Annotated in this window: 10 protein-coding genes and 1 pseudogene; 3 read left to right on the top strand and 8 right to left on the bottom strand. The window is 73.5% G+C overall.

Going from position 1 to position 12,846, the window contains the following annotated elements; genetic code table 11:
- Window positions 1–13: 13 nt before the first annotated feature.
- Window positions 14–976 (top strand): zinc-binding dehydrogenase, encoded by a 963-nt coding sequence (locus TPA0908_RS12940; protein ID WP_281937739.1) that lies wholly within the window; start codon window positions 14–16, stop codon window positions 974–976.
- A gap of 59 nt (window positions 977–1,035) precedes the next feature.
- Here the strand turns inward: TPA0908_RS12940 and TPA0908_RS12935 are convergent, their stop codons facing one another.
- The 3 genes from TPA0908_RS12935 to TPA0908_RS12925 all read right to left on the bottom strand — a co-directional run bounded on the left by TPA0908_RS12935 (window position 1,036) and on the right by TPA0908_RS12925 (window position 3,941).
- The gene (locus tag TPA0908_RS12935) at window positions 1,036–2,001 is read right to left on the bottom strand and encodes an alpha/beta hydrolase family protein (protein ID WP_281937737.1); all 966 of its coding nucleotides are present in this window, start codon (window positions 1,999–2,001) and stop codon (window positions 1,036–1,038) included.
- A gap of 122 nt (window positions 2,002–2,123) precedes the next feature.
- Window positions 2,124–2,657: a nucleotidyltransferase domain-containing protein gene (locus TPA0908_RS12930; protein ID WP_281937735.1), complete on the bottom strand. Its 534-nt coding sequence runs from the start codon at window positions 2,655–2,657 to the stop codon at window positions 2,124–2,126.
- Window positions 2,658–2,795: 138 nt separating this feature from the next.
- Window positions 2,796–3,941 carry an alpha/beta hydrolase family protein gene (locus TPA0908_RS12925; protein ID WP_281937733.1) on the bottom strand — a complete coding sequence of 382 codons (1,146 nt, stop codon included), beginning with the start codon at window positions 3,939–3,941 and terminating at the stop codon, window positions 2,796–2,798.
- 181 nt (window positions 3,942–4,122) lie between these two features.
- Here TPA0908_RS12925 and TPA0908_RS12920 point away from each other — a divergent pair, with 181 nt between their 5' ends.
- Window positions 4,123–4,296 (top strand): hypothetical protein, encoded by a 174-nt coding sequence (locus TPA0908_RS12920; protein ID WP_281937731.1) that lies wholly within the window; start codon window positions 4,123–4,125, stop codon window positions 4,294–4,296.
- A gap of 199 nt (window positions 4,297–4,495) precedes the next feature.
- Here TPA0908_RS12920 and TPA0908_RS12915 read toward each other — a convergent pair whose 3' ends face one another.
- Complete coding sequence (locus TPA0908_RS12915) at window positions 4,496–5,608, bottom strand: acetate/propionate family kinase (protein WP_281937729.1); 1,113 nt, start codon at window positions 5,606–5,608, stop codon at window positions 4,496–4,498.
- On the bottom strand, window positions 5,605–7,674 hold the full coding sequence (gene pta, locus TPA0908_RS12910; protein WP_281937728.1) for a phosphate acetyltransferase: 2,070 nt from the start codon (window positions 7,672–7,674) through the stop codon (window positions 5,605–5,607). The genes TPA0908_RS12915 and pta overlap by 4 nt, the downstream gene beginning before the upstream one ends.
- A 140-nt stretch (window positions 7,675–7,814) precedes the next feature.
- Between pta and TPA0908_RS12905 the strand changes: the two are divergent.
- A pseudogene (locus TPA0908_RS12905) lies at window positions 7,815–7,970 on the top strand (glycosyltransferase family 2 protein); the annotation flags it as partial.
- A gap of 7 nt (window positions 7,971–7,977) precedes the next feature.
- Here the strand turns inward: TPA0908_RS12905 and TPA0908_RS12900 are convergent.
- The 3 genes from TPA0908_RS12900 to TPA0908_RS12890 form a co-directional block, all read right to left on the bottom strand.
- Window positions 7,978–8,676 carry a hypothetical protein gene (locus TPA0908_RS12900; RefSeq protein WP_281937726.1) on the bottom strand — a complete coding sequence of 233 codons (699 nt, stop codon included), beginning with the start codon at window positions 8,674–8,676 and terminating at the stop codon, window positions 7,978–7,980.
- Window positions 8,677–8,723: 47 nt separating this feature from the next.
- Window positions 8,724–8,903 (bottom strand): DUF6104 family protein, encoded by a 180-nt coding sequence (locus tag TPA0908_RS12895; RefSeq protein WP_089009804.1) that lies wholly within the window; start codon window positions 8,901–8,903, stop codon window positions 8,724–8,726.
- A 65-nt stretch (window positions 8,904–8,968) separates the two neighbouring features.
- Window positions 8,969–12,715, bottom strand: coding sequence for a multifunctional oxoglutarate decarboxylase/oxoglutarate dehydrogenase thiamine pyrophosphate-binding subunit/dihydrolipoyllysine-residue succinyltransferase subunit (locus TPA0908_RS12890; protein WP_281937721.1), 3,747 nt, complete (start codon window positions 12,713–12,715; stop codon window positions 8,969–8,971).
- Window positions 12,716–12,846: the final 131 nt, after the last annotated feature.

Genomic DNA, 12,846 nt, shown 5'->3' with positions numbered 1-12,846 from the left:
TCAGCTTGTTACCGTGCCGATCATGCGTGCCGCCTATGCCTCGGCCTTCGACGCCGACAACCCGCTCGCCGCGCTCGCCGTCGGCGACCGTCCCGAGCCGGTCCACCCGCAGGACGACTGGGTCACCGTGCGGGTGCGGGCCAGCTCGCTCAACCACCACGACCTCTGGTCGCTGCGTGGCGTGGGCCTGACCGCGGACCAGCTCCCGATGATCCTCGGCTGCGACGCGGTCGGCACCGACCCGGACGGCAACGAGGTGGTCATCTACCCGGTGGTGCCCACCCCGGGCGACCCGCGCGGCGTCTCCATCCTCTCCGAGCACTTCCCCGGCACGTTCGCCGAGCTGGTCGCCGTACCCCGGATGAACCTGCTGCCGCTGCCCGACGGCCTGGCGGCGACCGACGCGGCGTGCCTGCCCACGGCCTGGCTCACCGCGTGGCGGATGCTCACCACCAAGGGCCGCGTCGCCGACGGCGAGTCGGTGCTGGTCCAGGGCGCCGGCGGGGGCGTGGCCACCGCGGCGGTCGCGCTCGCCGTCGCACTCGGCAAGCGGGTGTACGCGACCAGCCGCGACGCCGCCAAGCGGGAGCGGATCACCGAGCTGGGCGCCACCGCGCTGGAGCCCGGCGCGCGCCTGCCGGAGCGGGTCGACGTGGTGATCGAGACGGTCGGTGCGGCCACGTTCGACCACTCGCTGAAGTCGGCCGCGCCGATGGCCCGGATCGTGGTCTCCGGCGCGACCGCCGGGCACGAGCCCACTGTCAACCTGCGTCGCGTCTTCGCCATGCAGTTGGAGATCCTCGGCACGTCCATGGGCACCCCGGACGAGCTGACCGAGCTGCTCGCGTTCTGCGCCGAGCACGCGGTCCGGCCGGTGGTGGACCGGGTGGTGCCGTTCAGTGACATCTCCGACGCGTTCGCCCGGCTGCACTCCGGCGAGGTCTTCGGCAAGGTGGTCGTCGACCACACGGCGTGAGGCCGGCCTGATGAGAAGGGGCCCCTTCTCTGCCGGAGGCGTTAAGAAGGGGCCCTTCCTTACAGCCGGTTGTCGAGGGTGGCGAGGTTGGCTCGGGTGGCGTCGGCGGGGAGGCGGGTTTTTGCGGTGGGGTCGCCGTAGAGCGTCCAGCGCAGGAACTCGACCGTGGTGTCGGCGACCACCCGCAGCGCCTTCCCGTCCCCGAGCAGCGCCCGGCCGTGGTCACCCTTCGGCAGGCTGAGCATCGCCTTCGGCCACGGCACCGCGTCGAAGACCGCCTTGCCCGCCGCGTACGACACCACCTCGTCCGCCTCGCCGTGCACGAACAACTGCGGGGCGGCGGCGCCGGCGAACGCGGTGCCCACGCCGAGCGCCGTGCCGGCGAAGACGATGCCCGCGTCCAGCCGCTCGTCCCGGCCGGTGGTGAACAGCCCGATGGTGGTCACCCCGCCGGCGCTGTGCCCGGTCGCGGCCACCCGGTCCGGGTCCAGCCGGCCGCGCAGCGGATCGCCCGCCGTCGCGTCGAGCGCGAGCACCCGGGTCAGCACGTACGACACGTCGGCCGGTTGGTTGAGCACGTCGAGCGGGTTGCCGTCGCCGCCCCGGCCGGTGTGCGGGAAGCGCGGCGCGGCCACCACGAACCCGGCCGCCGCCCAGCGCGTCAGCAACACCTGGTAGTCCTCGGGCCGGGCGCCCAGCCCGTGGCTGAACACCACCACCGGGAACCGCCCGGCCGCCGCCGGGACGGACCGCTTCGCCGCGCCGCCGGCCGGGCCCGCCGCCGGATACCAGAGCGATACCGGCAACGGTCGATCACCATCGCGGTTCAGCTTCAGGTGGCGTACGCCGACCGCGAAGCTCGTCGCGGGCGCCTTGCCGGCGGGTACGCGGGGGGTCGGGGTGGCACTGTTCGGGGACGTGTCGGGGGCGGGCCGCCCGGTCGGGGCGGTCGGCTCCGAGCAGCCGGCCAGACCGGCGCCGAGCAGGGCGACGGCGGTGGCCATAGCGACGGGACGACAGCGCATGCTCCCGATTGTGCCTCGCGTCCACCGACGGCCGGGCCGTAAGGCGGGGCCCCCTGTTAACGCCTGCGGTAGAGGAGGGGCCCCCGCTCAACACCTTGGGCGGGCGGTGAGCGGCGGCCGGGTCAGCCCGCCTGACGGTCGCCGACCGAGGCCCGGAGGCGGGCCAGGTCGGCGGCGTCCTTCGCGCGGCGGGGCCGCTCCGGCATCCAGACCGGGAACATCTCCTTGAACTCGATCTGCGCGGTGACGCTGATCACCGGTGCGGTGAGCGACCCGATCCGGCCGGCCGGCGCGTCGAGCATCCCCGCCGGCAGGGGCGTGCCCGCCCACGGCCCGGCGCCGACCACCACCCGGCCCGCGGAGTCCCGTTCCAGGTAGGCGAAGCTCAACTCGACGTCGCCCCGGAGCAGGTCGAGCTGCTGCGCGGCCGGCATCCGCGGGTCGGCTCGCCAGCCCTGCCCGCCGAGCCGGACGGCCAACCGCTCGGCGTCGCGCCGCCAGCAGTACCAGTCGACGTCGACGTGCGGTCGGCTCACGGCGCCGAGGTGGAAGTCCATCGCCCAGCCGCCGCGCAGCCACACCTCGATGCCGTCCGCGCCGGCCAGCTCGACCACCTCGCGGATCGCGCCCAGTTGCCGCTCCACCAGCCCGTCCATCAGCCGAAGCTACCCTGCTCCGCCCCTTCCCACCGTCCCGACCGCCCGGCCCCGATGATCAAGGAGTTGGCGTCCGCGATCGCCGGCCCGGGCGACGCCAACTCCTTGCGCAACGAGGGGGTGGTCGGGAGGGAAGGGTCAGGTGGGGAGGGCGCGGGTGGTGAACGTGGTGACGCCGGGGGTGGTGGCGTCGGTGGGGAGGCGGCGCAGCGCCGTCCGGTCGGCGTAGAGCGTCCAGCGGAGGAAGTCCGTGGTGGTCGCGAGCACCTCGGTGAAGCCGGGGCGGCCCGGGTTCAGGTACTCGCCGTGGCCCTGACCGGGCAGGCTGAGGAAGGCGGCCGGCCCGAGGCAGCGGGCGTACGCGGCCCGGCCGATCGACTCCGGCACGATCCGGTCGGCGGCGCCGTGCACGAACAGCATCGGCGTCGACGGACGCGCGATGCCGGCGACCGGCCGGCCACCGGCGATCACGATCCCGGCCCGCAGCGGGGACCGGCGCCCGGCGACGAACATGCCGAGCGTGGTGTGGCCACCGGCCGAGTGCCCGGCGGCGGCGAACCGGTCCACGGCCAGGTGCGCGCCGAGCGCGTCGCCGGGGCGGGCGCCCAGGCGGACCAGGTGACGAACCAGTCGCCGGGCGTCGGCCGGCTGGTTGCGCACGTCGTCGCGGGTGAAGGCTCGGGCGCGCAGGTTGGTACGGGGGTAGGTGGGTGCCGCCACCACGAAACCGGCGGCGGCCCAGCGGGTGGTCAGCCGCGCGTGCAGCGCGGGCAGGCTGCGCAGTCCGTGGCTGAAGACGACCACCGGGAACCGCCCGGCGGCCACCGGCACCCGCGTCCGGACCATCGGCCCGGCCTCCGTGCCCGGGCTCGGTGGAACGGCCTCCCGGTCCCGTCCGGAGGGGTCGGGGGAGCGAGGTCCGGAGAGGTCCGGGGAGCGTGCTCCGGAGGGGGCGGCGGAGCGCGGTCCGGAGAGGTCGGGGAAGCGCGGCTCCGGGGTGCCGGCGGGGTGCGGCGTGGCGGGCAGGGCGGCGGCGTCCTGCGGCCTGACCGAGACGGCGGTGACCGGCTCGGGGAAGGCGGCCGGGTCCACCGGGTACCAGACGGTGACCGGCAGGGGACGAGGGCCGTCCGGGTCGATGGTGAACTGCCGCATTCCCACCGCGTACGGGCGCTCCGGCGCGGTCCGGACGCCGGCCGGGACCGGGCCGGTGGTGGCGACCGCCGACCCGCAGCCGGCCAGCAGCGCCGTCGTCAACACGGCCACCAGCCGCCGCCCCGTCATGCCTGCACGGTAGGCAGCCGAGCGGGCCGACCGCGCCCGCCGTCCGGGCGGCTGCCCCCGCCACCCGGCCGGGCCGCGCCTCCACCACCCGGCCGGGCTTTACCCGCCCCGGCCGCCCGGGCAGGCCGAGTCCGGCCCGGCGGGGCACGGGTGGGCGGTGGGCTTCGCTAGGGTCACCCGCATGGCTGAGAACTACACCGACCCCAGCGGCAACACCGCGCAGTTCCGCGCTTTCGTGGACACGCCCGAGCCGGCCGCGGCGGCGCCCGCGCCGTCCCGGTTGCCGTTGATCGCCGGTCTCGCCGTCGTCGCCGTGGTGGTCGTCGCCCTGGTCGCCTGGGTCGCCCTGGGCTGACCCGGCCCCCACGGCCGGTGAGCCGTGGCGCTGGTCCACGCCGGCACGCCGTGGCGCTGTCCGCGCCGGGACGACGGAGTGGCGCTGTCCGCGCCGGGATGTCGGCGTGGCGCCGTCCGCGCCGGGATGTCGGCGTGGCGACGGACGCGCCGGGACGACGGACCTCGACGACGCGGTGGCGCGGTGGCGTCGACCGCGATCAGGCGGCGAGCACCTCGCGGGTCTCCCGGGCGATCTCCCGCTCCTCGTCGGTGCCGACCACGAGCACCGCGACCTCGGCACCGGTCGGCGAGATCAGCCGGTCACCGGTGTCGTCGTTGCGGGCCGGGTCGACGGCGATGCCGAGCCGCTCCAGGCCGGCCAGCGACGCGGCCCGCACCGGAGCGGCGTGCTCGCCGACCCCGGCGGTGAACGCGATCGCGTCGACGCGTCCGAGCAGCGCGTAGTACGCGCCCACGTAGCCGGTGATCCGCCGGCAGTAGACGTCGAACGCCAGCGCCGCGGCCGGGTCGTCGGCGTCCCGGCGGGCCAGCACCTCCCGCATGTCGTTGACACCGGTCAGCCCGAGCAGGCCGCTGCGGTGGTTGAGCAGGTCGTCGATCTCGTCCACGCCCATCCCCGCCTCGCGGCGCAGGTGGAAGATGACTGTCGGGTCGAGGTCGCCGCTGCGGGTGCCCATCACCAGGCCCTCCAGCGGGGACATGCCCATCGAGGTGGCCACGCTGCGACCGCCCCGCACCGCGCACGCGCTCGCCCCGTTGCCCAGGTGCAGCGTGATGGTGTTCAGCTCGGCGTACGGCCGGCCGAGCAGTTCGGCGGCCCGCCGCGACACGTACGCGTGCGAGGTGCCGTGGAAACCGTAACGGCGGATGTCGTACCGCTCGGCGGTGGCCCGGTCGATCGCGTACGTGGCGGCGGCCTCGGGGAGCGTGTGGTGGAACGCGGTGTCGAAGACGGCCACCTGCGGGGTGTCCGGCAGCGCCTCCCGGGCGACCCGGATGCCGGCCAGGTTGGCCGGGTTGTGCAGCGGGGCCAGCGGGACGAGGTCCTCGATCCCGGCGACGACCGCGTCGTCGATCAGCACCGGGGCGCTGAACCGCCGTCCGCCGTGCACCACCCGGTGCCCGACGCCGGCCAGCCCGTCGAGGTCGAGCCGCTCGATGATCTCCCGGACTGCGCTCTCGTGGTCGGCCGGCCCGCCGCCCGGCTCGCCGACCCGCTCCACGGTGCCCTTGTCGAGCACCTCGTCGCCGTCGTACAGCCGGTACTTGACCGATGAGGATCCGCTGTTGAGGACCAGGATGCGGCTCATTCCGACGCCTCCGTGGCGGCCTGGATGGCGGTGATCGCCACCGTGTTGACGATGTCCGGCACGGTCGCGCCCCGGGACAGGTCGTTGACCGGTCGGCGCAGGCCCTGCATGACCGGGCCGACCGCCACCGCGCCGGCCGAGCGCTGCACCGCCTTGTACGTGTTGTTGCCGGTGTTCAGGTCCGGGAAGATGAACACGGTGGCCCGGCCCGCCACCGGGCTGTCCGGCAGCTTGGTGGCGGCCACCTGCGGGTCGATCGCCGCGTCGTACTGGATCGGCCCCTCGACCAGCAGTTCCGGCCGGCGTTTCCGGACCAGCTCGGTGGCCGCCGCGACCTTCTCCACGTCCGCGCCCGCGCCGGAGCTGCCGGTGGAGTACGACAGCATCGCCACCCGCGGCTCGATGCCGAACCGGGCCGCGGTGTCGGCCGAGGAGATGGCGATGTCGGCGAGCTGGGCGGCGTCCGGGTCGGGGTTGACCGCGCAGTCGCCGTAGACCAGCACCCGGTCGGCGAGCAGCATGAAGAAGACGCTGGACGCGACCGAGACGCCGGGCACGGTCCGGATGATCTCGAAGGCCGGCCGGATGGTGGCGGCCGTGGTGTGGGTGGCGCCGGAGACCATCCCGTCGGCGCGGCCGGCCTGCACCATCATGGTGCCGAAGTAGTTGGGCTGCGCCACGATGTCGTGCGCCAGCTCCGGCGTCATGCCCCGGTGGGCGCGCAGCTTCGCGTACGCGGCGGCGAACTCGTCGCGCCACTCGCTGGTCGTCGGGTCGACGAGCTGCGCGTCGCCGACGTCGACGCCCAGCTCGCGGGTCCGCCGGGCGATCTCGTCCGGCCGCCCGAGCAGCGTCAGCTCGGCGACGCCGCGGCGCAGCAGCACCTCCGCCGCGCGCAGGATGCGCTCCTCGGCGCCCTCGGGCAGCACCAGCCGGCGGCGTCGGGCCCGCGCCCGGTCGATGAGGTCGTTCTCGAACATCAGCGGGGTGACCCGCGCGGAGCGGGTGACCCGGAGCCGGGCGGCCAGGTCGTCGGTGTCCACGCAGCGCTCGAACGCGCCCAGGGCCGCCTCGACCTTGCGCGGGTTGGCGGTGCTGGGGCGGCCCTCGATCCGGCTGGACGCCTCGACGGTGTCGTAGCTGTCGCTGGTCACCGACAGCACCGCCAGCCCGGTGTTCATCCGCTCGACCAGCCGCATGGCGCGCGGGTCGGGCTGCTCGCCGAGCGTGAGCACCAGCCCGGCCAGCGACACCTGCCCGGCCACGTGGGCGGCGCCGGCGGCGACCAGCAGGTCGGCCCGGTCGCCCGGGGTGATCACCAGCGCGCCGTCGGTGAGGTGGTCCAGCAGCGTCGGCACGTGCGCCGCGCCGACCACGTAGTCGAGCACGTCGCGGTCCAGCGCGGCCCGGTCGCCGGCGAGCCGGGTGGCGTCGAGCGCGGTCGCCACCTCGGCCACCGTCGGGGCGGAGACGGTCGGCACCTCCGGGATCGCGTACGCGGGGACCGGCAGCTCGGGCAGCGTCATCGGGCCGGGCACCCGGTTGGCGACCACCGCCACCACTGTCGCGCCGAGGTCGGCCAGATCGTGGTACGCGCCGCGCATCGCCGCCGCGATGGCCTCGGGCGGCTGGTCGAACCCGTCCACCACGGGCACCACGACGCTGCCGAACTCGATCGCCAGGCGGGCGTTGAAGGCCAGCTCGCGGGGGCCGGCGCCGTCCCCGTCGGCGAAGTCGCTGCCGACCACCACGACGGCGGGGCAGCGCCGCTCCACCTCGCGGTAGCGGGCCACGATCGCCGAGATCAGCTCCTCCCGCCGGCCGTTCGTGACAAGCGCGGTGGCTTCGGCGTACGTCGCGCCGTGCAGCTCGGCGACCGGCAGTTCCACCCGGTAGCGCTCGGTGAGCAGGGCCAGGATCGGGTCCGGGGTCTCACCGCCGGCGACCAGCGGCCGGAACGCGCCGATCCGCTCGACCTGCCGGGACAGCAGCTCGGCCAGGCCGAGCGCCACCGTCGACTTTCCTCCGCCGGACCCCACGCCGGTCAGGTACACGCTGCGCGCCACGACCTCACGCTACAAGATCGCCCAGCCCTCCGCCCGGGTCCTTGTCCCCGCCTCCTCCTCCCGCCGATCTTGCGGTTGCGGCCCCTCGTGCGACCGGAAAGCGGCAGTTGCCGGGGCAGCAACTGCAAGATCGCGTGGGGTGGGTGCTGCCGTTGCAGCAGTTCGTCTACCGGCAGTTGATGTACCTGGTGCTGATCCAGTCGGTGGTCACCGCGTTGACCAGTGGCCGGCTGGGCTGGCAGAAGCTGCGGCGTACCGGAAATCTCGACGCGACCGCGCGGCGGGCCGCCGCCTGACCGTCGGTCACGCCGGCGTGGTCGTCCGGGGCTCGGGGACGTCGGGCCCGCCGACCGGCTCGGCGGCGCGCAGCAGCGCGTCGCTCTTCGCCACCCAGGCCGCGCCGAAGGCGAAGACGGCGAGCGTCTCGCACCACAGCACCGGCTTGAGCGTGTGCCGAACCTCGGCCGGGAGCCGCGTGCTGGCCAGCGCGAGCGCGACGGCGAGCAGGATGAGCCCGCCGCAGGCCCGGTAGAAGACCTGCGCCGCGCGCCGGGGCGGCACCCCGGCCCGGTCCGGGCGGACGAAGAGGACCAGGCAGAAGACCGCGAGCAGGGCGAAGAGTCCGGCGGCGGCGACCTGGTGCACCACGCCGGCCGTCCGGTCGACGCCGTCGACCGTGGCGGCCGGCACGCCCGTCGCGGTGGGGAAGAGCGCCACCACGATCGCCAGTACGCCGGCGCAGGTGCCCAGCAGGTCCTCCGGCCGGCGGTACCGGTAGCTGATCAGGAAGACGCCGACGGCGCACATCGCGCCGACGAAGACGTCCCGCATCTCGGAGTGGTAGTACCCGCTGAGCGAGTCCAGCAGGGTGAGGCGTCGGGTGGCGGCGACGTGGCCGACCACCAGCACGACCGGCAGCGCGAGGCCCACCGATCCGATGCCGAGGCGCAGGTGGCGTACGGTCACCGCGTCCTGCGGTGGCTTGCGGTTCCCGGGGTCCATACCTCAACAGTGGACGTCACGCAGCGGAACTAGTCAAACGCGAACAGTCACTCGTCATCCTCGTCGTCCAGGCGGGCCAGCCAGGTGGCGAACCGCTCGATCGGCGTCTCGAACTCCGGGTTCAGGTCCACGAAGTCGCGCAGGCGCTCGCCCAGCCACTCCAGGCTGACCTGCTCGTCGCCCCGGCGCTCGACCAGCTCCTCGATGCCACGGTCGGTGAAGTACACGGTCGTCCTCTCGTCGTACGGCAGCGGCCCGCCCCGGTGGAGGGACGGGCCGCTGCGTCGGGGTGTCACGGGCGGGGCAGGGCCGCCTCGATCAGCGCGTTCTGCTCGACCTCGTGCATCTTCGCCGAGCCGACCGCCGGAGCGGCGGCGGACGGCCGGGAGATGCGGCGCAGCCGGACCTCGGGCAGGTGCTCCAGCAGGTTGAGCGCCACGAACGACCAGGCGCCCTGGTTGGCCGGCTCCTCCTGGACCCAGGCGAAGTCCTCGGCGTTCGGGTACTGCGCCAGCGCGGTCCGGACCTCGTCGACCGGCAGCGGGTAGAGCTGCTCCATCCGGAGGATCACGGTGTCGGTGACGCCGCGCTCCTGCCGGGCCTGGAACAGGTCGTAGTAGACCTTGCCCGAGCAGAGCAGCACGCGCTTGACCTGCTCCGGCGCCGGGGCGGCGGTGTCGGCCAGCACGGGCTGGAACGTGCCCGTGGTGAAGTCCTCCACCGGCGACACGCACAGCTTGTGCCGCAGCAGGGACTTCGGCGTGAACACCACAAGCGGCTTGCGCTTGGGCGACAGCGCCTGCCGGCGCAGCAGGTGGAAGTAGCTCGCCGGGGTGGTCGGGATGGCCACCCGCATGTTGTCCTCGGCGCAGAGCTGGAGGAAGCGCTCCGGCCGGCCGGAGGTGTGGTCCGGCCCCTGGCCCTCGTGGCCGTGCGGCAGCAGCAGGGTGACCGCGGAGCGCTGGCCCCACTTCACCTCGCCGGAGGAGATGAACTCGTCGATCACCGACTGGGCGCCGTTGACGAAGTCACCGAACTGGGCCTCCCAGGCCACCAGCGCGTTGACGTTCTCCACCGAGTAGCCGTACTCGAAGCCCATGGCGGCGTACTCGGAGAGCAGCGAGTCGTGCACGAAGAAGCGGGACCGCTCGCCGTCGGCGGTGAACGTCTTCAGCGGCAGGTAGTCGTCGCCGGTGCGGGCGTCGACGATCGAGGCGTGCCGCTGGACGAACGTGCCGCGGCGCGAGTCCTGCCCGGCGAGCCGGACGGTGACGCCGTCGTGCAGCAGCGCGCCGAACGCGATGATCTCGCCGAAGCCCCAGTCGATGTTGCCCTCGACGGACATCTTCCGGCGCCGCTCCAGGAGCTGCTGGATGCGCTTGTGCGGGGTGAAGCCCTCCGGCAGGTTGACGTGCGCCTCGCCGATCGCCTTGACCACGGAGGCGTCGGTCGCGGTGTCGACCTGCGGCTCCGGCTCCTCCTCCCGCTTCGGGCGGCTGAGCTGGCGCGGCGTGGTGGCCGCGTCCCGGGTGGCCTTGAAGACGCGTTCGAGCTGTGCCTGGTAGTCCCGCAGCAGCTCCTCGGCGTCCTCCACGGTGATGTCACCGCGCCCGATCAGCTCCTCGGTGTAGAGCTTGCGGACCGACCGCTTCGAGTCAATGATCTTGTACATCTGCGGGTTGGACATCGACGGGTCGTCGCCCTCGTTGTGCCCGCGCCGGCGGTAGCAGACCAGGTCGATCACGACGTCCTTGTTGAACGCCTGCCGGTACTCGAAGGCCAGCCGGGCGACCCGGACCACGGCCTCGGGGTCGTCGCCGTTGACGTGGAAGATCGGCGCCTGGATCATCCGGGCCACGTCGGTGCTGTAGAGGCTGGACCGGCTGTACTCCGGGGCGGTGGTGAAGCCGACCTGGTTGTTGACCACCACGTGCACGGTGCCGCCGGTGCGGTAGCCGCGCAGCTGGGACAGGTTGAGCGTCTCGGCGACCACGCCCTGGCCGGCGAAGGCGGCGTCACCGTGCACCGCCAGCGGCAGCACGGTGTACCCCTCCAGCTTGAGGTCGATCCGGTCCTGCTTGGCCCGGACGATGCCCTCCAGCACCGGGTCGACGGCCTCCAGGTGCGACGGGTTCGCCACCACCGACACCTTGACCGCGTGGTCGCCGTCCGGGGTGGTGAACTTGCCGTTCTGGCCGAGGTGGTACTTCACGTCGCCGGAGCCCTGCGTGGACCGCGGGTCGAGGTGCCCCTCGAACTCGGAGAAGATCTTCTCGTACGGCTTGCCGACGATGTTGGCCAGCACGTTGAGCCGGCCGCGGTGGGCCATGCCGATGACGACCTCGTCCAGCCCGGCCTCGGCGGAGGACTCCAGCACCTCACCGAGCAGCGGGATCAGCGACTCGCCGCCCTCCAGCGAGAAGCGCTTCTGGCCGACGTACTTGGTCTGGAGGAACGTCTCGAACGCCTCGGCCGCGTTGAGCCGGTTGAGCACGTGCTTCTGCTCGTCGGAGCTGGGCTTCTCGTACTTGCGCTCGACCCGCTCCTGGATCCAGCGCCGCTCCTCCGGGTCCTGGATGTGCATGTACTCGATGCCGACCCGGCGGCAGTAGGAGTCCCGCAGCACGCCGAGGATCGAACGCAGCTTCATCCGCTGCTTGCCGGCGAAACCGTTGACCGGGAAGACGCGGTCCAGGTCCCACAGCGTGAGCCCGTGCTGGAGCACGTCCAGGTCCGGGTGCTTGCGGATCTTGAACTCGAGCGGGTCGGTGTCGGCCATCAGGTGACCGCGCACCCGGTACGCGTGGATCAGCTCGTGCACCCGCGCGGTCTTGTTGATCTGGCCTTCGCTGTCGACGGCCACGTCGCGCATCCAGCGCACCGGCTCGTACGGGATGCGCAGCGAGGTGAAGATCTCGTCGTAGAAGCCGTGCTCGCCGAGCAGCAGCTCGTGCATCACCTTCAGGAACTCGCCGGACTGCGCGCCCTGGATGATCCGGTGGTCGTACGTGCTGGTCAGCGTGATGACCTTGCTGACCGCGAGGTCGGCCAGGGTGGCCTCGCTCATGCCCTGGTAGGGGGCCGGGTACTCCATCGCGCCGACGCCGATGATGGCGCTCTGCCCCTGCATCAGACGCGGGATCGAGTGCACCGTGCCGATGCCGCCCGGGTTGGTCAGCGAGATGGTGGTGCCGGAGTAGTCCTCCATGGTCAGCTCGTTGCGGCGGGCGCGCCGGACCACGTCCTCGTACGCCTGCCAGAACTGCCGGAAGTCCATCTGCTCGCAGGCCTTGATGGACGGCACGACCAGGTTGCGGGAGCCGTCCGGCTTGGCCAGGTCGATGGCGATGCCCAGGTTGACGTGCTCCGGCCGGAGCATCGCCGGCTTGCCGTCGACCTCGGCGAAGGAGTTGTTCATCTCCGGGTGCTCGATCAGCGCCCGGACCATCGCGTACCCGATCAGGTGGGTGAAGCTGACCTTGCCACCGCGGCCACGGGCGAGGTGGTTGTTGATCACGATGCGATTGTCGACGAGCAGCTTCGCCGGGACCGCGCGCACGCTGGTGGCGGTCGGGACGGCGAGCGACGCGTCCATGTTCTGGACGATCTTGGCGGCGACGCCCCGCAGCGGGGTGGTGCCGGCGGCGCTCGCGGCCGGCGCCTTGGCGGCGGCCGGCTTGGCCGGGGCGGCCTTCTTCGCCGGGGCCGGCTCGGGCGCCTTCGTCGCCGGCTTCGCGGCGGGCTTCGCCGGCGCGGGCTCGGCCCTGGCGGGGGCCGGCTGCTCGGTGACCGTGGCGACGGCCTCCTGCTGCTCGGCGGGCTCCGGCCGGGCGGCCGGCTTGGCCGCGGGCTTGGCCTGGCCGTCCGGGCGCGGGGTCGCCGCGCCCGGCGCCGGCCGGTAGTCGGCGAAGAAGTCGTGCCAGGCCGAGTCGACGCTCGACGGGTCGGCGAGGTAGCGCTGGTACATCTCCTCGACGATCCACTCGTTCGGGCCGAAACCCGCCAGTGGGTTCTCCTGCGATGTCTGCTGGGTCGACACGGCCGCTAATCGCCTCTTTCACGCGGTTGTGAATGTCACGCGGTGGGGCCCCGTGCCCGGCACTCCGGCGCACAGGGGACGGATCCCAGGCTACGCCGTGCGATTGCCACCGGCATTCTCGCCTCCGGCTG

The organism is Micromonospora sp. AKA38, from assembly GCF_027925725.1.
Taxonomy (GTDB): domain Bacteria; phylum Actinomycetota; class Actinomycetes; order Mycobacteriales; family Micromonosporaceae; genus Micromonospora.
The sequence above is the reverse complement of the archived record's forward strand: the minus strand, read 5'-3'. Positions and strand labels throughout refer to the sequence as shown.

What these genes read in the sequence shown, in the direction of transcription:
- TPA0908_RS12935 (WP_281937737.1), bottom strand. Translation starts at nt 2,001, where the DNA reads ATGCGCTGTCGTCCCGTCGCTATGGCCACCGCCGTCGCCCTGCTCGGC.
- TPA0908_RS12930 (WP_281937735.1), bottom strand. Translation starts at nt 2,657, where the DNA reads ATGGACGGGCTGGTGGAGCGGCAACTGGGCGCGATCCGCGAGGTGGTC.
- TPA0908_RS12925 (WP_281937733.1), bottom strand. Translation starts at nt 3,941, where the DNA reads ATGACGGGGCGGCGGCTGGTGGCCGTGTTGACGACGGCGCTGCTGGCC.
- TPA0908_RS12920 (WP_281937731.1), top strand. Translation starts at nt 4,123, where the DNA reads ATGGCTGAGAACTACACCGACCCCAGCGGCAACACCGCGCAGTTCCGC.
- TPA0908_RS12915 (WP_281937729.1), bottom strand. Translation starts at nt 5,608, where the DNA reads ATGAGCCGCATCCTGGTCCTCAACAGCGGATCCTCATCGGTCAAGTAC.
- TPA0908_RS12900 (WP_281937726.1), bottom strand. Translation starts at nt 8,676, where the DNA reads ATGGACCCCGGGAACCGCAAGCCACCGCAGGACGCGGTGACCGTACGC.